The following is a 19,057-nucleotide window of genomic DNA, read 5'->3' on the forward strand; positions in this document are numbered from 1 at the left end:
TGTCGAAAGGCTCCCCAGTGCGTCGTATCCCCACCTGCGTCCTGAGCGGCGCGGCTTTACCCGAGGTCGGCGACGGTCATGCCGTGGACCGCTTCGTCGAGATCGGCTCGTTCACGAAGGTCGTCACCGGCACGGCGCTGACCCGCATGGCCGCGGCCGGCGTCCTCTCGCTCGACGATCCGGTCGAACGGTGGCTTCCCGCGGTTGCCGGAACCGGGATCACGCTGCTGCACCTGGCGCGGCACACGTCCGGCCTCCCCCGCCTGCCGCCCCGCGTCGCGCGCCGCGACCCGTACGCGGCGTTCGACCGGGCCGCGGTGCACCACTTGCTGAACCGGCTCGACACGCTCGCCACCCGCCCGCCGGGCCAGGAGGAGGAGTACTCCAATCTCGGCTACGCGTTCCTCGGCGAGGCTCTGGCCGTCGCGGCCGGCGCCGCCTACGAGGAGGTGGTGACCGAGTACGTCCTGCGGCCGCTGGACGTGGCGGAGGTGACCGCGAGCCCCGACCCGAACAGGCTCCTGGCCGCCCCGGGCTTCTTCGGAAGGCCCCGCAGGCCGTGGACGATGCGGGGTGCGATCCTGCCCGCGGGAGGTCTGTGGGCCACCCCCCGCGCGGCGGCCGATCTGCTCGTGCGCCTGGTGGTGGAACGCCGGCTGGGGGACCCGGCGCCGTCCTGGCAGACGGCCGGCCCCCTGCACTGGCACAACGGCGCGACGCGCGACGCCTCGCTCTTCGCCGGGGCGGTGGACGACGGCCGCTGGGTGCTGATCCACCGTCTCAACGGGGCGCCGGAGGAAACGGATCGGGCCGGCATCGAGGTGCTCAAGCGGAGCCGCGCCGCCTCCTGACGCCGACAGCGGCTTATTCCCAGGACGGTTTCACCGGGATGTTCCAGCCTCGCAGCATGGCCAGGATCTCAGCCCTGGTCTTCGGCCAGGCGAATTGGAAGGCGCGGTCGAGCACTTCATCACTTTCCAGGAAAAATTCCACGAAAGTGAAGTAGGCCGTGTCCACGAGCCAACCCGTAGGGTCTTCCTGGAGGCCCTCAATGAACTCGAAGCAACGCTCCAGGAAGTCTTTCTGCTTCGCGTCGATTTCCGGAGATTCCATCACGGGCTGGAACAGCGGGTGAGCAAGCACTTCGGACAGGAGCGTCCCGGGATGGGTGTTCACCTGCTCCCAATGGGTCACCTGCGACGCACTCAGGCCGTGCCGGGCGGCTGCCCTTTCGAAATAGGGCTCGATCTCCGGGAACAGCCGCCTGAGCTGCACCACCAGATCATCGGACCAGATTCCCTGCATATCAATACCTTTTTATTCGAGATCGCCCCAGGACGGATCCATGGGCACATTCCATCCTTTAACCATGGACAGCATCTCATTCCTGGTCCTGGGCCAGGCGAACCGGAAGGCGCGGTCGAGAACTTCTTTGCTCTCCAAAAAGTATTCAACGAAGGTGAAGTAGGCCGTGGTCACCAAAACCCCGTAGGGTCCTCCTCAAGCGCCTCAATGAACTCGAAACAACGCTTCAGAAAATCTTCCGCTTCCGCGTCGATCTCCGGAGCTTCCATCGCCGATTGAAAAAGAGTTTCCGCAGACCGCCCATTTTATTGACGGCCTTCTCGATGTGCCATTTCGTTCCGTCACCGCCGACTCCCTCGCCCTCGTTCATCTCCTCGATCAGCGCTGTAGCCGTCTTACCGTCACCTACCACGTCCGAGTCCTGGAGCGGCTCCCGGGTGTACGCAGATACCGCCCGAAGTTCCGCCACAGGCTCTCGCGCTCGGCGGCGCGGCGGCCCTGGTGGCGGCTCTCCTGCCGCAGGTGCAGGGACGAGCAGTCCAGGGCTGGTACGACGTAGTGCCCGCGCGCCGCGAGCACCGCGCCGAAGGCCGGATCCTCCCCGCCCCACCCCCGGAAGTACTCTTCGGCGAAGCCGCCCGCGGCGACCGCGTCCTCGCGCTTCAGGCACAGGCCGTGTCCGGACATCAGTCCCGGAAGATCCCAGAAGTCGAGGCCGTGCTTGTCGTGTGTGACCTGGTCGCCGACGTCGAACAGTTCGGGAGCCGGTGCGGCAGGCCGCGTGAACGGACTACCGGGCAGAGTGCGTCGGCGTCGCCGGAGCGGGCCGGCCCCGCCGTGGGTCGGCGGGCCCGGCCGGCTCGGCTCAGCTCTGCTCGGCCACCGCCGCCACGCGGTCGCGGTACGCCGCCCACCACTGCTCGTCCGCCGCGGGCAACCGCTCGGTACCCCGGCGATAGCCCACCGCGCCGTCGATCAGCTCGCGGACGATGTCGGCGTGCCCGGTGTGCCGCTCGGTCTCGGCGATCACGTTGACCAGGACCCGGTGCAGGCTGGCGGCACCGGTCTGCGCCGGCCACCACGGGACGTGGCCGACGGCGTCCAGCGGCAGCGCCTCGATGGTGGCATCGGCGTGCTGCCAGGCCTTGCGGTAGGTGTCCACGATGTACTGACGGGATTCCTCGGCGGTGGCCCACTGATCGGTGTTGGGCGCGAGCCCCGCCGGCCCCAGGTCCGGGCGGAACCAGGGGACCGGCTCGGCGTAGTGCCGGTCGAACACCCAGCCCAGGTAGAGCAGCTCGACGCCGGCCAGGTGCTTGACCAGGCCGAGCAGGTTGGTCCCGGTCGGGGTGAGCGGGCGGCGGACGTCACGCTCCGTCAGACCGTCCAGCTTCCACAGCACGGTCTCGCGGGCATCCTGCAGGTAGCGGCGCAGGTCGGCCTTGAGGTCGATGGTCGTCATGAAGGGTCTCCGATCTCAGGCGCTGAGCAGGCCGACGGGGTTGCCGTCCGGGTCGGTGAACACGGCCATCCGGCCCATCCCGGGCAGGCTCTGCGGCTCCAGCCGGCGGCTGCCGCCCAGCTCCTCGGCTTTGGCGAGGGCCACGTCCACGTCCGCGACCCGGAAGTAGACGACGATCCCGGTGTACGGGCTGCCCGGACCCGCCTGGCCGATCCCACCGGTCGGTCGGCCACCGTCCGCGCCCACCAGCGCGTAGGTCCCGTCCAGCACGTTGACCGGCCAGCCGAACAGCTCCTGGTAGAAGCGGTGGGCGCGCGGCGCGTCGGGGGTCGAGATGTCGAACCAGGCGGCCGTGTGCGGGTATTCGGTGTTCGTGTCGGGGCTCGTCACGGGGTCCTCCTCGGGATATCGGAACGCACGGTCCAAGAGGTGACTCACGCGGTGAGGCAGAATCGTCTCCCGTGAGCGAGGAATTCTCCGGACCGTCCCCGGCCGCCGACCTGGCCCTGGCCCGCGACGGCGACGACGCCGCGTTCACCCGCCTGGTGGCGCCGCTGCGCCGGGAGCTGCACGCCCACTGCTACCGCATGCTCGGCTCCACCCACGACGCCGACGACGCGCTGCAGGAGGCCATGCTGCGTGCCTGGCGTGGCCTGGAACGGTTCGAGGGCCGCAGCTCGCTGCGCGCCTGGCTCTACACGGTAGCCACCCGCACCTGTCTGGACGCCATCGACCGCCGCGGCCGCCGGGCCCTGCCGATGGACCTCGGCCCGGCCGACGGCCACGCGGTGATCGACGCCACGCCGCTGCCGGAGGTCGCCTGGCTGGGCCCTTACGCCGACGCGGGCCTGCCGGCCGGCCCCGCCGGCCCCGCCGCCAGGTACGAGCAACGCGAGGCGGTGGAGCTCGCCTTCGTCGCGGCGATGCAGCACCTGCCCGGCAACCAGCGGGCCGCGCTGCTCCTGTTCGACGTGCTCGGCTTCTCCGCCGCCGAGATCGCCACGATGATGGACACCTCCACCACCTCGGTGAACTCCGCCCTGGCCCGGGCCCGGCGGCTGCTCGCGGCGAGGGTGCCGGACGTGTCCCAGCAGCAGACCCTGCGGATGGTCGGCGACGCACGGGTACGTGAGGTCGCAGCCTCGTTCGCCACCGCCCTGGAGCGCGGCGACACCGACGCCCTGGTCGCGCTGCTCACCGAGGACGTCACCTGGTCGATGCCGCCGCTGGCGCAGTGGTACGCCGGTGTGGACGCGGTGATGGACTTCGCGACGGCCGTTCCGCTGACCCGCTGCCCGAGCTGGCGCTATCGGCTCACTTCGGCCAACGGGCAGCCGGCCGTGGCGTTCTACGTGGGTGCAGCGCCCGACGTGATGCACGGGGCCTGGTCGCTCACGGTCCTGACACTGCGCCAGGAGCGGGTGGCGGAGATCGTCTCGTTCCTGGGGGCGGAGCACGTCGTGGACTTCGGGCTGCCCGAGGCGCTCTGACGCCCGGCTGGTGACCGGGGTCGCGAACTGGCCTTCTCAGGAGCAGAGTTCCGCCGGACGCCGGAACAGAATGCCCGGTGCTCGCTGCGGGCTCAGCCGCGCCGCCCGGGCCGGCATCCGCAGCTCACCGGCGGCGAAACCGAACATCCCTTGTCCGCCGAGCACCAGGTCCTCACCGACGAGATCCGACACGTCTCCAACCGTCGGTCGAACCTCAACGACTCCCTCGCCTGGGCCGCCGCCCGCTGGACCGTCGACCAGGCAATCGCCGCCTCGGCAACCGTGATCCATGTCGAAGACCTTCGCTCGATGGAGGCCAAGGGCATGGGCCGCAGCATCAACACGCGGATGTCCCAGCAGGTGCGCGGGCAGATCGTGGACCGGATGCGACACCTGGCCGCCGAGGTGGGCATCGCCGTCGTGACGGTCCCGGCCCGGAACACCTCCAAGCACTGCCCGCAGTGCCTCGTACCGCTGCGGCACCGCAAAGCTCCCGACCGCCCGACCGCCCAGGGCTGGAAGTGGGCCATCTGCGGCTCCTGCGGTTATCAGGGCGACCGCGACGTGGGCGCATGGATGCGCCTCGCCGCACGTGGCCTCACCCACCAAGCGAAGACCGTGACCGAACGCACCAGCGGCGCCATGGTCATCCGCGCGGTGGTAGACAAACTCGAAGCCAAAGCCGTGATCACCCCGACCACCGCGAAGACCAGCCGGGTCCGGTCCAAGACGGGACCCACCCGGCGACAGACAGCACGCCCCGCGCCCAGGCGACGCAGGGCACCCTCCCCCACCGGCCCTACGGGTCCGGCGGGCAAGCGTCCGGAGGGACACGCTCACACGGACCGGACCCGGCTGCCCCGCGCAGCCCACCGGCACCAGGGCGTGACGACGATCAGCACACCCACCAGCCAGCACAGGCCGCAAGGGGCAGCACTGGGCGCGGGATTCCATCTCCACGCCCACGCTACCCATCCACGGTGGGCAGATCCCGCGCCAGACACTACGTCTGACATGAGATCGCTTAACTGATCAGAGACGCTTCGGACGCTGTTCCGCCCTTCCAGGTGGGCGCCGCCGTTACCGTCGGCCTGTTCTTCGCGGTGCTGTCGATCGGCCTCGCCGGCGTCAGACCTTCTCGGGGCCTCCGGTCCGTGCGGCGCGTTCGATGGCTGCGAGCACCCGGTGGTGGGCGGCGGCGGTGTGGAAGTCGGGGTGGGGCCGGCGTCCGTCGGCGATCGATCGGGCGATTTCCTGATAGACGGCAGCGACGTTGGCGACCGGTCCGGCGGCAGGGTCGAAGGGGACGGTCCGGTAGTCGGCGGGAACCGCCACCTGCTCGCCGTTGACCCGGATGTCCCAGTCGGTCCAGTGCATGTACGTGCCCGGCCGGGTGGGGGCGACCGTCAGAGTTCCCTCGGAGCCTATGAGCTTGACGAGGAATCCGTCCGGGCTCCCACTGCCGCCGTGAACGGCGACGGATGCGGTGGCGCCGTTCTCCAGGATGCCGTGGAGCAGCACGTGCGCGGGCACCCCGTTGGGCACCGTCCGGCCGGTTCCCGCGACTTCGACGTGGTCGTGCGGGCGGGGCAGCCTGGCGGAGACCTCGACCAGCCTGCCCGCCATGCGATCCAGGGTGGCCAGGAAGTGGCCGGCCATGATGGTCAGGAGCGAAGTGCCCGCGGCCGGATCGGTGGACCAGGCCAGCTCCGGCGGGATACGGGGGCCGCCCAGCGGGTCGCCTGCGGCGACCAGTACGGCCGACTGGAGCGGGCCGATCGTGCCTGCGGACATCAGGTCGGCCACGTACCGGGCATCCGGGGACTGGTATCCCTGAAGGTTCACGGCGTGAACGACGCCGGCCGCGGCGGCCTCCCGGGCGAGTTCGTCCGCTTCGGCGGCGTCCACGCCCAGCGGCCATTCGCAGAGCACGTGCTTGCCCGCCTCCAGCGCGGCCCTGATCACCTTCGCGTGCCCGGACACCCTGACCGACACCGCAACCAGGTCCACGTCCGGGTGGGCGGCGAGAGTCCCGGCGTCGGCGAAGGCGAGCGGTACCGCGTGAGCGGCCGCCACCTTGTCGGCGCTGGCCTGGTTGGTCGTCGCGACAGCGGTCACCTCGAACCCCGCCAGTCCGGCGAGCGCCGGCAGGTGCGATACACCGGCCCAGCCGCTGGCACCGACGATCCCGACTTTGATCACGCGTCCTCCCCAGTTTCGTACCGAACGATATGAAACTAGAGGAGCCGGAGCGGGGATTCAAGAGGTAACGTACCGATAGGTAAGAAACCGAGGAGGTACGGCATGCCAGGCGGTCGCCCCCGCGCCTTCGACCCGGGGGTCGCGCTCGACCGGGCGCTGGAGGTGTTCTGGCGGCAGGGCTACGAGGGGACGTCCCTGTCGGACCTGACCGCGGCCATGGGCATCAACAGGCCCAGTCTCTACGCGGCTTTCGGCAACAAGGAGCAACTGTTCCGCACGGTGCTCGACCGCTACTTCACCAGCCCCGGCGCCTTCGCCACGGAGGCCCTGGCGGCGCCCACCGCGCGGGAGGTCGTCGAGCATCTGATCCTGGGGGCCGTCGAGCTGACCACCGGGCCGCACACGCCCCACGGGTGCCTGAGCGTCAACAGCGTCCATGCCTGCGGCCCGGACTCCGAACCGATCCGCCAGGAGGTGATCGCGCGGCGGATGGCCGGCGAAGCCGCGCTTCGCCGACGCTTCGAGCAGGCAGCCGACCTGCCGGCGGACTGTGATCCTCGGGTGCTCGCCCAGCTGGTGTACACCCTCACCGACGGCATCGCCGTACAGGCGGCAAGCGGACACACCCGCGACCAAGTGCACCAAGTGGCCGACCTGGCGCTGCGCACGCTGTTTCCGCTGCCGACCTGACCGGGCTCCACTCCACCTGGCGGGAGCCTTCCCGCCGCCCATCGCGCAGGCGCTGCCGAGCCGACTGCTGAGCAGCGCGTGGTGATGTCGATCGTGTCTGCGCGGTACACGACGACGTCCGAGCGGCGATTGGTGAGCGGGACGTCCTGAAGCCGGACGGCGAAGCCGGTGTCGGCGTTCCGCTCCGGGCCCGCGGCGGCATCCAGGGCGTTCGCCAGAACCCGGGCCGGCCGGTTGTGCCGCTTGGACGCACTCGGGCTCACGACGACCATCCCGTCCACGATCTCGATACCAGCGCACTGCTCGTCTGCCCCATACGGCACCCCGGGGGATGAGTCCGAGGCCGAACAGAGCGCCTCCCTGGGTGGAGAATCCCCAGGTCAGAGCGGTAATGCGTCCTGCCCCAGGCAGGATTCGAACCTGCGGCACCCGCTTTAGGAGTTTTCCCTGGGAGTTCTCACGTGTTCACGGGGTTTCCCGGCGTCATGTGTGCTGAATCCGTTCCGCGCAGTCCGCGAGACGGCCACGCATCGGAACCCGATTCAGGGCGGATTCGTATTGCCCGAGCCGCAGGATCCATCGGATGCGAGGGCAGTGCAGCCCACCTAGGCTTGAAATATGAAGCGCGTCGTCGTTGATCATTTCGGCGGTCCCGAGGTGTTGAGGGTCGTGGAGGACGACGATCCCCGACCGGGGCCTGGTGAGGTCTGCGTCAGAGTGCTGGCCGCAGGCGTGTCGTTCACCGATGCCCAGCTGCGCGCCGGCACTTATCTCGGAGTGCCGAAGCCGCCGTTCACGCCCGGTTATGAGCTCGTCGGTGTCGTCGAGGAGCTCGGCCCGGACTGTTCCAGGCTGCGAGTGGGGGACCGCATCGGCGCGCTGACGGTGTGGGGCGCGGACGCGGAGCGCGTGTGCGTGCCGGAGGCGGAGGCGGTCGAGGTGCCCGAGAACCTCGACCCGGCAGAGGTTCTGAACCTCGTCTTCACCTACATGACCGCCTACCAGCTCCTGCACCGCGTGGCGAGGGTGAGGAGGGGCGAGACGGTGCTCGTGCACGGTGCTGCCGGCAGGGTGGGCACCGCTGTCCTCGAGCTCGGGGCAGCCGCCGGTCTCAAGCTCTACGGGACCGCGTCCGCCCGCGACCGCGCCGCGGTGGAACGGCTCGGCGCGGTGGCGATCGACTACCGCAACGAGGATTTCCTGGAGCGGGTGCGCCGGCTCCCCGGGCGAGGCGTCGACGTCGTGCTCGACGGGCTCGGCGGTGCCGTGTCCCTGCGCTCCTTCCGCGCGCTGAGGCCCGGCGGACGGCTTGTCGTGTACGGCCACTACGCCACCCTCGAGCACGGGCACAAGAACTGGCGGGCGTGGGCGGAGTGGTACGCGTCGACCGGGGCCGTCGGGCTCTGGAGCCTGCTGTCGCGCCATCGGCAGGTGCTCGTCTACCGGATCCAGAAACTGCACGGCCACCACCGCCAGCTGGTCCCCGTGGCCGGCGGCCACCCAGCGCTTGCTGTGGGTGGAGGCCCCCGGGATCCGGACCAGTACCGGGCGGACTTCCGCGCGCTGCTCGAGCTGCTCCGGGAGCACAAGATCCACCCGGTCGTGGCCGAACGCCTGCCGCTGTCCGAGGCCCGCCGAGCGCACGAGATGCTCGAGCGCTCGGCGGCGAAGGGAAAGCTCGTGCTCGTGCCATAAGCCGGAGGCTGAGGCCGAGGCTGAGGCTGAGGCTGAGGCCGAGGCTGAGGCTGAGGCCGAGGCTGAGGCTGAGGCTGAGGCTGAGGCTGAGGCTGAGGCTGAGGCTGAGGCTGAGGAGGACGCTCGCACATGGTGCGCGACGGCCCTGCTGGCAGGGTGGAGGAGGCCGTGTCCGGCGGAGCGCGGCAGGCGCCGCGGGCCCGCTACCTGCCCATCGCCGAGCACGGCCTGATCGGCGACATGCACACCGCCGCTCTGGTCGGCACCGATGGCACGATCGACTGGTACTGCTGCCCCCACTTCGACTCGCCCAGTGTCTTCGGGGCGATCCTCGACGCCGACCGCGGGGGAGCGTTCCGTATCGCGCCCGATTGCGACGGCTGGACTTCCAAGCAGCTCTACCTCCCCGACACCACCATCCTCATCACGCGCTTCCTGATGCCCGGCGGAGTGGGAGAGGTGCAGGACTTCATGCCCCCGCCGCGTACCGGCGAGGCCGCGCACCGCCACCGCATGATCCGGCGGGTGCTGGCCGTGCGCGGACAGATGCGCTTCGTCGTCGACCTCGCCCCCCGCTTCGACTACGCACGCGCCCGCCACGAGGTCGAACTCACCCCGCACGGCGCGCTCTTCCGCTCTCCCGAGCTGCAACTCGGCCTCTCGACGCGCCACCCGCTCCAGATCGTGGGCGACCGGGACATCCGAGGGCGTGTCGCCCTCCGGGCCGGTGAGACGGCCACCTTCGTACTCGACCGCGTCCAGCACGGCGAGAGACAGGTGCCGTACGCCGATGCCGACATCGCGGCCGAGTTCGACGCCACGGTGGCGTTCTGGCGGCGTTGGCTGCGGGGCTCGCGCTACAGCGGGCGCTGGCGCGAGACGGTGCACCGTTCGGCACTCACGCTCAAGCTCCTCACGTACGCGCCCACCGGCGCGATCGTGGCCGCTCCCACCACCAGCCTGCCGGAGGAACTCGGCGGCGCGCGCAACTGGGACTACCGCTACACGTGGATGCGCGACGCCGCCTTCTCGCTCTACGCGCTGCTCAGGCTGGGGTTCACCGAGGAGGCGGGCGCGTTCATGGAATGGCTGGAGCAGCGCTTCCGCCACGCGGCCGACTGCGGCGAAGAAGGCCCCTTGCAGATCATGTACGGCATCGACGGGCGCGCGGAGCTGCCCGAGGAGGAACTCTCCCACCTGGAGGGCTACCTGGGCTCGGCGCCGGTGCGGATCGGCAACCGGGCGGCCACCCAGCTGCAGCTCGACATCTACGGCGAGCTGATGGACTCCGTCTACCTGTGCAACAAGTACGGGCGGCCGCTCTACCACGACGGCTGGATGGAGCTCACCCGCAACCTCGAGTGGCTGATGGACCACTGGGACCAGCCCGACGAGGGGATCTGGGAGACACGCAGCGGCCGGCGTGACTACACGTACTCCCGCCTGATGAGCTGGGTGGCGGTCGAGCGCGCGGTCCGCATGGCCCGCCAGCGTGGCCTGCCTGCCGATCTCCCTCGCTGGATGGCCGTCCGGGACACCATCTACAACCAGATCATGAAGCGCGGCTGGAACCCCGCCCGCCAGGCGTTCGTCCAGCACTACGACACAGACGTGCTCGACGCCTCCTTGCTGATCATGCCCCTGTGCAAGTTCGTCGCGCCCACCGACCCGCGCTGGATCTCCACGCTCGACGCCATCACCGCGGAGCTGGTCTCCGACAGCCTTGTCTACCGATACAACGCGGAAGCCTCACCCGACGGGCTCGTCGGCAAGGAGGCGACCTTCTCGATGTGCTCCTTCTGGTGGGTGGAAGCGCTCGCCCGGGCCGGCCGACTCGACGAGGCGCGGCTGGCCTTCGAGAAGATGCTCACCTACGCGAACCACGTCGGGCTGTACTCGGAGGAGATCGGTCCGACGGGCGAGCAACTGGGCAACTTCCCCCAAGCTTTCACCCATCTGGCGCTGATCAGCGCCGCCTACAACCTCGACCGTCAGATCGGGTGAGCGCATCGGCTCGGGAAAGGCGTTCTTCCGGACGTCTCGGAGAGCCCGGACGAGCTGCGCGGCGCCGAGTGGATCCTCGCCAGCCACCCGTTCGAGCTCGGCGGACTACCCGTCGCCTGCCGGCTGAACGCCCGCCCGCACGCCGCCTCCGCGATGACGGCATGGAACGCCTACTGGTCGCCGCCTTTGCTGCGTCGCTCGCCTCACCGGCCCCGGTGCGCCGCCGCACGCTGCCAAGAAGCGCGGTGGGGCGACTCACCCTCATCCGTCGGCGCCGACCCCTTCGCCGAAAGTGTGCTCTCTCTGGACGCGCCCCGGAGTGCGGGGAACCGGCCCGGTAACGGGTGAGTCGGCGAGATCGGCGATGGTCTTCTCGATCTTCTGCCGGGCGGCAGGATCGTCGATCCCCTTGTCGGCCTTGATCGCGAGGGTCAGCCTGTCCCCTTGCTCCTCGGGGAAGTGCTTCTCCATCAGCTTCTGCGCCTTGGCCGACTGCGAGTCTCCTCCGGAGAAGTCGTTGTCGGAGGCGGCGGCGTAGCCGAAGCCGACGAACGCCACGGCGATCACACCGGTGATCCAGACCAGGAGGACCAGGCGGCGCCGCCGGTAACAGAACCGGGCCAGGCCCGCCAGAGCTCCGTCCGTACGGGGGGTTTCGGTTGCCATCGTCGTCTCCTCGCGTCGTTCTGCTCCCCTCACTGGAGCGCGCGCTCGTGATCGGACCGGTCGGTCGTCCGGCCGGTGCGGCGGGAGCGGGCCAGGGCCAGACGGCCCAGGGCCATGGCGATCAGCCCCAGCACCAGGGCAATGGCGCCCCCGGCCACTCCGTTGCCGGTGCCGAGACCACCGTCGGCGACGGCCAGATTCAGCGCGCCGATGACCATGCCGGTCAGGCCCGCCACCAGGGAGACGACGGCTCCCCTTTTCCCGTTGCCGTTGCCGTTGCCGTTGCCGTTGCCGATACGACCGGCGGATCGGGCCAGAGCCAGCCCGCCGATGACCACGCCGGCCAGCGCCACCAGTGCGGCCACGGTTCCCACGAGCCGCCCGGCGGTCAGGTCGTAGGCATCGGCCGCGACCGGCTGGACCGAAGCGTGCGCGGCCGCCGGTGCGGCAAGCACAAATCCGACTGACATGTCTCCTCCTGCGACTGGATGTGGTCCGAGCATGTCCGCCGCACCCACCGCCGGTCGTCCCGCAGCCGGATGCACTTCGCACTGCCGCGGACGGCGCACCCGGCTACCGCGGACGCGGCACGAGCAGGGGAAGTACTGCGTGTGCGGTAGTCGGCCGCTCGTCCGTGAGCGGGACTCTCTCGCGGCACCGCCCGGCTAGGGTGCGCGTATGAGGACTGGACTCTCCGGTGTCCGGGCCAGGGTCACAGACTGGGCGATCGCCGTCGGCGTGGCGGCGACGCTGCTGATCACCGGGCTGTCCGGGCAGCACTCCGCCACGGACTCCGACCTGCTCGGCTATGCGCTGATGACGGGCGGCGGCCTGGCGCTGGCCGCACGCCGCCACGCTCCGGTCGTCGTCCTGGCCGTCACCGGGCTGTGCGCGGTGGGTTACCAGGCGGCCGGCTTCGACGTGCCAGCCGTCGCATACCTGTTCGCGGTGTACGCCGCCGTACGAGCCGGAGACCGCACCATCACGATCGCGGCGAGCGTGGCCATGCTGGCCCTGCTGCCCCTCGCGGCCCTGGCCTCGGGCTTGCACGACACCGGCGAGGCGTTCGCGCAGGCCCGAGGCGCCCTGGAGATCGCCTGGCTGATCGCCGCAGGTGCCGCGGGCGAGGCGCTGCGGCAGGCCGAGCGGCGGGCGGACGAGGCCGAGCGCACCCGGGAGGAGACCGCCCGGCGCCGCGCCGACGATGAGCGGCTCCGCATCGCACGAGAGCTGCACGATTCGCTGACCCACCAGATCTCGATCATCAAGGTGCAGGCCGAAGTCGCCGTCCACGTGGCCCGTAGACGCGGCGAGCAGGTGCCGGAAGCCCTGCTGGCCATCCAGGAGGCTGGTCGGGAGGCGAGCCGGGAGCTGCGCGCGACCCTTCAGGCGCTCCGCGACGACGACACGACCCCGCCGCGCGGGCTCGACCACATCAAGGAACTGGTGGAACGGGCCCGCACGTTGGGCCTGGACGCAACGTTGACGATCGAGGGACAGCGATGCGACGTGCCCGCCGCGGTGGACCGGACCGCCTACCGGATCGTTCAGGAGTCGCTCACCAACATCGCCCGGCACGCGGACGCGAACGCGGCGTCGGTGCGGATCGACTGCCGTCCGGACGCCCTCGCCATACGCGTCGACGACGACGGCAAGGCCACGCCGGGCACCGCCCCGGTGCCCGGCGTCGGGCTGCTCGGCATGCGCGAACGAGTCACCGCCCTCGGCGGCCGGCTGCGCGCCGCACCCCGCGACGAGGGCGGATTCACCGTCCAGGCAGAACTCCCCGTGGGCCAGACGCCATGATCCGTGTCTTGCTGGTCGACGACCAGCCGCTCATCCGCAGCGGATTCCGCGCGCTCCTCGACCTCGAAGACGACATCGAAGTGGTGGCCGAGGCCGCCGACGGCAAAGAGGGCCTGGCTCTGGCCAAGCAGCACCTGCCCGACATCGCGCTCATCGACATCCAGATGCCGGTCATGGACGGCATCGAGGTCACCCGGCGCATCGCCGCGGACCCAGCCCTGGGCCGGGTGCACGTCGTCATCCTGACCAACTACGGCCTGGACGAATACGTCTTCAACGCGCTGCGCGCCGGGGCCGCCGGATTCCTCGTCAAGGACATCCTGCCCGAAGACCTCCTGCACGCCGTACGCGTCGCAGCACGCGGCGACGCCCTGCTCGCACCCTCGATCACCCGCAAGCTCATCAACCGCTACGTCACCCAGCCGCTCAACACCGGCACCGACAAGGGCCTGGAAGAGCTGACCAGCCGCGAACGCGAGGCCGTCGCCCTGGTCGCGCAGGGCCTGTCCAACGACCAGATCGCCGACCGCATGGTGATCAGCCCACTGACCGCGAAAACCCACATCAACCGGGCCATGACCAAGCTCCACGCCCGCGACCGCGCCCACCTCGTCGTCCTCGCCTACGAATCCGGCCTGGTAACCCCGCGCAACTCCTGACATCCACTCAGCAACACGTCCCACGTTATTTGCCTTCGCCGACGTCGCTGCGGAGAACACCACCCTCACCCGCCATCCGCAGACCCTGCCCGCCACCGCCGCACACCCGGAGGTTCGGCTGTGACCGCATCTCGCGGAGCACGGTTGTCTCCACTGGCCCGACGTCGGTCAGCACGGTCTTGGAGCGTTTGCCGTTGCGGGAGTTGCCGCCGCTCCTGCCCGCCGGATCGTGCTTGTCATGACCGAGGTGGTCGGTGATCTCGCCTTCCAGGGCGGACTCCAGCAGCCGCTCGGCCAGCTGTTGCAGCAGCCCAGTTACACCGAACGTCTCAGTCCCCGCCGACACCGACGACCCCGAGGGCATGGCGCTGATCGCCGCCATGCTGGAGGAGGTCGGCGACGAGAAAGTCGCCGGTGCCGGATGTCGAGGAGACCCGTCGGCGCCTGAAGTCCGGTCAGGACCTGATCGGCTGTCCGGCCGTCGGCGAGTGGCTCGACCTGTGGCTTGACGGCAAGCGCATCCGCAGGTCGGGACTCAGCCACTACGAACGAGCAGCCCGCCGGTGGCCATGTTCCACAGCCGGACTGTTTTGTCGTCCCCGCTGCTGGCCAGGGTGCGGCCGTCCGGGCTGAACGCCACCGACTCGACGGTGTCGGTGTGTCCGTTCAGGATGGTGAGCAGCTTGCCCGTCGCCACATCCCACAGGCGAACCTTCGCATCGACCTTCAAGCAGGCGGTCGGTGAGCTCGTCGCGGCCGAAGAACAGGCCTGCGTCGCCGGGTTCGAAGCGGACGAGCCCCCGGTACGGGGACTCGTCGTCCTCGTTCTGGGGATGAGGCTCGGCCGCTACCCCCGTGGCCGCCTCACGCCACCGCTCCTCCCATTCCGTCTCATTGCCACCACAGGCACGCGCACAGGCGAGCGCGACCGGCAACGTCGACAGCCGCTCCCCCCCTCGGCGGCCTGCGACAGGGGGCTCGCCCCCTGACCCGAGCGCTGCGCCATCACGCGGTAGGTCGGTCTCCCCGCCTCCGCACGCAGTTTGCGCAACTCGGCGGCAAACCGTGCAACCGGCCCCGCGCTCGGGTCCAGTGGGCTTTCCGGACGCCCCGCCATCGACAGCACCCCCAACTGCCCGCCTGTCCCCCGTGGATACGGCACGCCGAGCCGCCGGGCTAGGCAGGCGCGTGACGGAAGGCAAGCCAGAGGCACCGTCTTCGGTCAGCATCTCCACGCCGTGCCGTGACACACCAGCTGCCGGGAATCGAGGGCGGGAAATGCCCACATGGTCATGCCGGTTCAACGCACACGGGCGCCCCGTGCCGGCCTGCGCTGGGCGGTGCGGGCGGCGAGCAGTTCGTCGGCGGCTGCGGGCATGCCTTCGTCCCGGAGGATGTCGGCGAGGCCGGTGACTTCCCAGGCGGGTGCCTGGCGTGCGACGTGGAGGAGCAGTGCGTGGAGGTGGTGGTCGCGTCCGGCTGTGATAAGGGCACGTGCCAGGTCGGGCACGACGTCTTCGAGGGGCTGCTGTCCGGCGTTGTGGGTGAGGAGCGCTGGGATGTCGTCCGGCTGGTCCCAGGCGTGGAGGAGTTCGGTGACCAGTGGCAGGACATCCTCGTGGGTGAGAGGAAGTCGTACGGTGAAGCGGGCGCCTGCATGGTCATCCTGCATGGGGGCAAGGGCGAGGGTGCCGTGGTGGAGTGTGGTGATGCGGCGGGCGATGGCCAGGCCGAGGCCGCTGCCTCCGACGTCCCGTGTGCGGGCGTCGTCGAGCCGGCTGAAGCGTTCGAAGATTGTCTCCTGGTGTTCGGGCGGGATGGGCGGGCCGTCGTTGGCCACGTCGAGTGCGGCTTGTCGGCGTTCGTGGTCCAGGGCGAGCGTGACGGTGATGGTGGTGGCCGCGTGGCGTTCGGCGTTGTCGAGAAGGTTGGCCAGGACGCGGGCGAGCAGGCCTGGGTGGCCGCTCACGGGCGCGGATTCGTCGGGTGCGGTGACGACCAGGCTCAGGTGATCGGGTACGTCACGGCGGGCGACGGCGTCGCGGATCAGGTCGGGCAGATCGACTTGCTTGGTCAGGAGGGTTTTCGAGTGTGCGGCCTGGGCGTCGAGGCGGGCCAGGAGCAGCAGGTTCGTGGTGATGTCCTGGACATGAAGAGTGTCGTGCAGGGCGTCACGGGCGGCATTGGGCCAGTGGGCGGTCCCGGAGCCGGTGAGCGCGAGTTCGAGTTCGGCGCGCAAGCAGGCGAGCGGGGTGCGTAGCTCGTGGGCGACATCGGAGGTGAACTGCCGTTGCCGAGCGGCTGCCGCGGCGATGCGGTCCAGGGCGCTGTTCATCGTCGCCACCAGCCGTGTGAATTCCCGGCCGCTGCGTGGCGTCGGGATGCGCTGGTCGAGGCGGCTCAGGCTCAGCGCGGCGAACTGCGTCCGGATCAGGTCCACCGGTTTCAGGACCCGGCTGACGACCAGCCAAGCCCCGCCGGCCGTCAGCGCGGTGAGCGTCAGTGCGCCGCCTGCCAGCCACCACACGGTGGTGTTCAATCGCTCCTGGTCCGTCCAGGCCTCGGGGAAGTCGATCGGGTCGGAGCCGTCGGCCGGAATCAGACGCACGGGTATCGCGTCGGCCGGATCGGTCCACGGCCACTGCGAAAGGCGTTCGCCCCGGATCAGGGGAAGCGTGTCCCGTCGGACGGCGTCCCGATGAGGAGGCCCCGCGGTGCACGACAACGTGCCAGAAGCGTCGCTCACGCACAGCGACGTCTCCACCGCCGGCACGGGGCTGCCGTCGGTGACTCGCTGGAGCGCCGAGGCCATGAGCGAGTTGCGCACCGCGGTGGCGGCAGCGACGGCGCCCAGCGTCAGGAGTACGGCTGCGACCAGGGTCGCGGCCAGTGTGAGCCGCAGTCGCACGCTGCCTGGGCGCCGGCCGCGCTCGGTTCGTTGTGCCCGGCGAGTCCTCAGCATGCGCTCTCCGGGGCAACGTCGAGCCGGTAGCCGATCCCCCGGACCGTGCGGATGGACCGCCGACCGAAGGGGGTGTCGATCTTGCGGCGCAGGACGCTGATGTAGACCTCCACCACGTTGACGTCTCCATCGAACCGGTCGTCCCAGACATGCTCCAGGATCTCCGTCTTCGTGACCGTCTGCCCGCCGCGCCGCGCCAGGTACTCCAGGACCGAGAACTCCCGCCCCGTCAGGGCCACCGGCACCGTGCCGCGACGGCAGTGTCGGGCCGCGGGATCCACCTCCAGGTCCCCGACGCGCAGCACCGCGGGGCGTTGCGGCTGTCCGCGCCGCATCAGCGCCCGCAGCCGAGCCAGGAGCGTCACGAACGAGAACGGCTTGGTCACGTAGTCGTCCGCCCCGACGTCCAGCCCTTCCGCCTCGTCGTACTCCCCGTCCATCGCCGTCAGCATCAGCACCGGCGCCCAGATGCCCGCCTCCCGCAGCCGGCCGCACACTCCGTATCCGTTCAGGCCCGGCAGCATCACGTCCAGCACGATCGCGTCATACGGGTTTTCGCCCGCCCGCTCGAGCCCTGACGGCCCGTCGTGCACGACGTCCACCGCCCATCCCTCACCGACCAGGCCGCGCCGCAGCAGCTCCGCCATCCGCCGGTCGTCCTCAACCACCAGTAAGCGCATGACTCCAGCATGCGGGAGACGGCCTGTGACCAACCTGAAGAACCGCACACCATCCGGGAGTTGACGCACGGGCCTTCAGGAAGCCTCAGCTTCTCCACAGCCCCTCGCTGCCACAGTCGATGCCTGGCGCCGGCGGGGTCGGCACGGTCGGAACAAGAACCGGCGCCCTCGAATCCATTTCTCTGCACCGAGAGGAATCACGTGAACACGCGCAACCGGCTCTGCGTTCGAATCCGGGGGGCTTTCCCGTCGCCCCGCCCTCAACCGCTCTCCTGCCCGACCCGCCTTCCCCATGGATGCGGCGCTGTGACCCGAGAAGCTTCGCGCCCTCGGCAGAAGGGCAAACCAAGGCTCGCTCTTCGGTCAGCGTCGTGCGCCGTGCCCGTGACCTGCAACTAGGCCATTGATCAGGGTGGCGGATCTGGCTGTCCATTCAATCGCCCGCCCGCTGAACTCGATGACGTGCCGCCCTGAGCGGCGCCGGTGCGGGGAGCGGCCGTTGCCTCCAGAGGGCAGGCGACGCCGCCCCTGCACTGACGGAATCGCCATCTGCGCCAGCCTCGTCAGGTGGCGCCCTGTCACTCCGAAAGGCAAACCCATGCGACCGAGCACAAGGACGACAGCACTCAGCCGACGTATGGCCCTGCTCGCAGGAACCGCTGCTGTGGCCGTCGGTGGGCTCACCGCCACGGCGCCAGCCGCCCAGGCGTCCGGCACCTACCTCGGCGACGCGTATGTGGCGCAGGTGTCCGGCTGCAAGGCCTGGATGAACGGCGCCGACTGGACCTCCGCTTCCGGGGGCTACTACCAGAAGACCCAGGCCGTGCTGGAGTCGTGGGGTCCCGACTGCCGGATGGACTACGTGCGTACCGGCCCCACGGCATCCGCCGGATTCGACGACCAGCGCTACCAAGACGGCGCCGGCACCCTGTCCACCAACTTCTACTGGGACGGCCCCGGATACCGCACCTGGGTCTGCGTGGTCAATCTCGACCGAGGCATTTCGAACTGCGGCGAGAAGTACTGAGTCGCCCGCCTCTCACCGCAAGTCCCGTGCCCGCCCACCACGGCGGCCCTTACGGGCGCCAAGGGACTGCGGTGTCGTGATCAGTCTTGCCGGTCGGGATCCAGCCTGGAGGAGCGGACCCGGTAGCGCGCAGGCAACTGTCATTTGCAGCATCGTGCCAGCGTGCGCGGTCCTCAACGACGCAGAGGTCACCCCCTGGGGCTTCGCCTACGCCTCCATCGGCAACAACCCGTACGAGTTCTTCGCCACCACGCGCTCGTACTACCCCGGGCGGGCGGCCCATCGTTACGGGCCGTCAAACCCCGGTCGGGGGGGGGGGGGGGGGGGGGGGGGGGGGGGGGGGGGGGGGGGGGGGGGGGGGGGGGGGGCCGCCGGCCCCGCCCCCCCCCGCCCGCCCCGCCGGGGGCGC

General features: G+C 70.2%; 19 protein-coding genes and 2 pseudogenes. 9 read left to right on the plus strand and 12 right to left on the minus strand.

The features are described from left to right. Positions 1–83: 83 nt before the first annotated feature. Positions 84–851, plus strand: a complete 768-nt coding sequence (locus ACIBTS_RS33905; protein WP_399324525.1) for a serine hydrolase domain-containing protein — start codon at positions 84–86, stop codon at positions 849–851. 13 nt (positions 852–864) lie between these two features. Here ACIBTS_RS33905 and ACIBTS_RS33910 read toward each other — a convergent pair whose 3' ends face one another. The 4 genes from ACIBTS_RS33910 to ACIBTS_RS33925 form a co-directional block, all read right to left on the minus strand. Next, positions 865–1,305, minus strand: a complete 441-nt coding sequence (locus tag ACIBTS_RS33910) for a hypothetical protein (protein WP_399324527.1) — start codon at positions 1,303–1,305, stop codon at positions 865–867. A gap of 405 nt (positions 1,306–1,710) precedes the next feature. Next, on the minus strand, positions 1,711–1,992 hold the full coding sequence (locus ACIBTS_RS33915; protein ID WP_399324528.1) for a hypothetical protein: 282 nt from the start codon (positions 1,990–1,992) through the stop codon (positions 1,711–1,713). Between the two features lie 178 nt (positions 1,993–2,170). Further along, on the minus strand, positions 2,171–2,767 hold the full coding sequence (locus ACIBTS_RS33920) for a DinB family protein (protein WP_399324530.1): 597 nt from the start codon (positions 2,765–2,767) through the stop codon (positions 2,171–2,173). A 15-nt stretch (positions 2,768–2,782) separates the two neighbouring features. Beyond that, positions 2,783–3,157: a VOC family protein gene (locus tag ACIBTS_RS33925; RefSeq protein WP_399324532.1), complete on the minus strand. Its 375-nt coding sequence runs from the start codon at positions 3,155–3,157 to the stop codon at positions 2,783–2,785. A gap of 71 nt (positions 3,158–3,228) precedes the next feature. Here ACIBTS_RS33925 and ACIBTS_RS33930 point away from each other — a divergent pair, with 71 nt between their 5' ends. Then, complete coding sequence (locus tag ACIBTS_RS33930) at positions 3,229–4,257, plus strand: sigma-70 family RNA polymerase sigma factor (RefSeq protein ID WP_399324533.1); 1,029 nt, start codon at positions 3,229–3,231, stop codon at positions 4,255–4,257. 150 nt (positions 4,258–4,407) lie between these two features. After that, positions 4,408–5,289 (plus strand): zinc ribbon domain-containing protein, encoded by an 882-nt coding sequence (locus ACIBTS_RS33935; RefSeq protein ID WP_399324535.1) that lies wholly within the window; start codon positions 4,408–4,410, stop codon positions 5,287–5,289. 96 nt (positions 5,290–5,385) lie between these two features. Here ACIBTS_RS33935 and ACIBTS_RS33940 read toward each other — a convergent pair whose 3' ends face one another. Further along, entirely contained in the window at positions 5,386–6,459 is a 1,074-nt protein-coding gene (locus ACIBTS_RS33940) for a Gfo/Idh/MocA family protein (protein WP_399324536.1), read from the minus strand. 102 nt (positions 6,460–6,561) lie between these two features. On the opposite strand from ACIBTS_RS33940, the gene ACIBTS_RS33945 reads away from it, so the two are divergent. Further along, positions 6,562–7,149, plus strand: a complete 588-nt coding sequence (locus ACIBTS_RS33945) for a TetR/AcrR family transcriptional regulator (protein ID WP_319675569.1) — start codon at positions 6,562–6,564, stop codon at positions 7,147–7,149. 80 nt (positions 7,150–7,229) lie between these two features. Here ACIBTS_RS33945 and ACIBTS_RS33950 read toward each other — a convergent pair. Next, positions 7,230–7,472, minus strand: a pseudogene (locus ACIBTS_RS33950) (Uma2 family endonuclease); the annotation flags it as partial. Between the two features lie 295 nt (positions 7,473–7,767). Between ACIBTS_RS33950 and ACIBTS_RS33955 the strand changes: the two are divergent. After that, a complete protein-coding gene (locus ACIBTS_RS33955) occupies positions 7,768–8,844 on the plus strand; it encodes a medium chain dehydrogenase/reductase family protein (protein WP_399324540.1) in 1,077 nt (358 codons plus the stop codon). A gap of 129 nt (positions 8,845–8,973) precedes the next feature. Next, a complete protein-coding gene (locus ACIBTS_RS33960) occupies positions 8,974–10,848 on the plus strand; it encodes a glycoside hydrolase family 15 protein (protein ID WP_399324543.1) in 1,875 nt (624 codons plus the stop codon). A 261-nt stretch (positions 10,849–11,109) separates the two neighbouring features. Here the strand turns inward: ACIBTS_RS33960 and ACIBTS_RS33965 are convergent, their stop codons facing one another. Then, positions 11,110–11,514, minus strand: a complete 405-nt coding sequence (locus tag ACIBTS_RS33965) for a hypothetical protein (RefSeq protein ID WP_399324545.1) — start codon at positions 11,512–11,514, stop codon at positions 11,110–11,112. A gap of 29 nt (positions 11,515–11,543) precedes the next feature. After that, on the minus strand, positions 11,544–11,984 hold the full coding sequence (locus ACIBTS_RS33970; protein WP_399324548.1) for a DUF6223 family protein: 441 nt from the start codon (positions 11,982–11,984) through the stop codon (positions 11,544–11,546). Between the two features lie 208 nt (positions 11,985–12,192). On the opposite strand from ACIBTS_RS33970, the gene ACIBTS_RS33975 reads away from it, so the two are divergent. Together ACIBTS_RS33975 and ACIBTS_RS33980 are read left to right on the plus strand one after the other, a co-directional pair. Further along, the gene (locus tag ACIBTS_RS33975; protein WP_399324550.1) at positions 12,193–13,320 is read left to right on the plus strand and encodes a sensor histidine kinase; all 1,128 of its coding nucleotides are present in this window, start codon (positions 12,193–12,195) and stop codon (positions 13,318–13,320) included. Continuing rightward, the gene (locus ACIBTS_RS33980) at positions 13,317–13,979 is read left to right on the plus strand and encodes a response regulator (protein ID WP_399324552.1); all 663 of its coding nucleotides are present in this window, start codon (positions 13,317–13,319) and stop codon (positions 13,977–13,979) included. The genes ACIBTS_RS33975 and ACIBTS_RS33980 overlap by 4 nt, the downstream gene beginning before the upstream one ends. Positions 13,980–14,109: 130 nt before the next feature. Here ACIBTS_RS33980 and ACIBTS_RS33985 read toward each other — a convergent pair. From ACIBTS_RS33985 to ACIBTS_RS34000, 4 genes and pseudogenes are all read right to left on the minus strand, one after another. Then, positions 14,110–14,316: pseudogene (locus tag ACIBTS_RS33985) on the minus strand (transposase); the annotation flags it as partial. A 198-nt stretch (positions 14,317–14,514) separates the two neighbouring features. Beyond that, positions 14,515–14,709, minus strand: coding sequence for a WD40 repeat domain-containing protein (locus ACIBTS_RS33990; RefSeq protein WP_399324554.1), 195 nt, complete (start codon positions 14,707–14,709; stop codon positions 14,515–14,517). 570 nt (positions 14,710–15,279) lie between these two features. Beyond that, entirely contained in the window at positions 15,280–16,887 is a 1,608-nt protein-coding gene (locus tag ACIBTS_RS33995) for a sensor histidine kinase (RefSeq protein WP_399324556.1), read from the minus strand. A 47-nt stretch (positions 16,888–16,934) separates the two neighbouring features. After that, positions 16,935–17,621 carry a response regulator transcription factor gene (locus ACIBTS_RS34000; protein WP_399324558.1) on the minus strand — a complete coding sequence of 229 codons (687 nt, stop codon included), beginning with the start codon at positions 17,619–17,621 and terminating at the stop codon, positions 16,935–16,937. 664 nt (positions 17,622–18,285) lie between these two features. Between ACIBTS_RS34000 and ACIBTS_RS34005 the strand changes: the two genes are divergently transcribed. Then, on the plus strand, positions 18,286–18,648 hold the full coding sequence (locus ACIBTS_RS34005) for a hypothetical protein (protein ID WP_319676998.1): 363 nt from the start codon (positions 18,286–18,288) through the stop codon (positions 18,646–18,648). Positions 18,649–19,057: the final 409 nt, after the last annotated feature.

It is taken from the genome of Streptomyces sp. NPDC050121, from assembly GCF_044460385.1.
Classification (GTDB): Bacteria; Actinomycetota; Actinomycetes; order Streptomycetales; family Streptomycetaceae; genus Streptomyces; species Streptomyces soliscabiei.

What these genes read in the sequence shown, in the direction of transcription:
- ACIBTS_RS33955 (WP_399324540.1), top strand. Translation starts at nt 7,768, where the DNA reads ATGAAGCGCGTCGTCGTTGATCATTTCGGCGGTCCCGAGGTGTTGAGG.
- ACIBTS_RS33910 (WP_399324527.1), bottom strand. Translation starts at nt 1,305, where the DNA reads ATGCAGGGAATCTGGTCCGATGATCTGGTGGTGCAGCTCAGGCGGCTG.
- ACIBTS_RS33945 (WP_319675569.1), top strand. Translation starts at nt 6,562, where the DNA reads ATGCCAGGCGGTCGCCCCCGCGCCTTCGACCCGGGGGTCGCGCTCGAC.
- ACIBTS_RS33970 (WP_399324548.1), bottom strand. Translation starts at nt 11,984, where the DNA reads ATGTCAGTCGGATTTGTGCTTGCCGCACCGGCGGCCGCGCACGCTTCG.
- ACIBTS_RS33965 (WP_399324545.1), bottom strand. Translation starts at nt 11,514, where the DNA reads ATGGCAACCGAAACCCCCCGTACGGACGGAGCTCTGGCGGGCCTGGCC.
- ACIBTS_RS33915 (WP_399324528.1), bottom strand. Translation starts at nt 1,992, where the DNA reads ATGTCCGGACACGGCCTGTGCCTGAAGCGCGAGGACGCGGTCGCCGCG.
- ACIBTS_RS33975 (WP_399324550.1), top strand. Translation starts at nt 12,193, where the DNA reads ATGAGGACTGGACTCTCCGGTGTCCGGGCCAGGGTCACAGACTGGGCG.
- ACIBTS_RS34000 (WP_399324558.1), bottom strand. Translation starts at nt 17,621, where the DNA reads ATGCGCTTACTGGTGGTTGAGGACGACCGGCGGATGGCGGAGCTGCTG.
- ACIBTS_RS33960 (WP_399324543.1), top strand. Translation starts at nt 8,974, where the DNA reads ATGGTGCGCGACGGCCCTGCTGGCAGGGTGGAGGAGGCCGTGTCCGGC.
- ACIBTS_RS33980 (WP_399324552.1), top strand. Translation starts at nt 13,317, where the DNA reads ATGATCCGTGTCTTGCTGGTCGACGACCAGCCGCTCATCCGCAGCGGA.
- ACIBTS_RS33920 (WP_399324530.1), bottom strand. Translation starts at nt 2,767, where the DNA reads ATGACGACCATCGACCTCAAGGCCGACCTGCGCCGCTACCTGCAGGAT.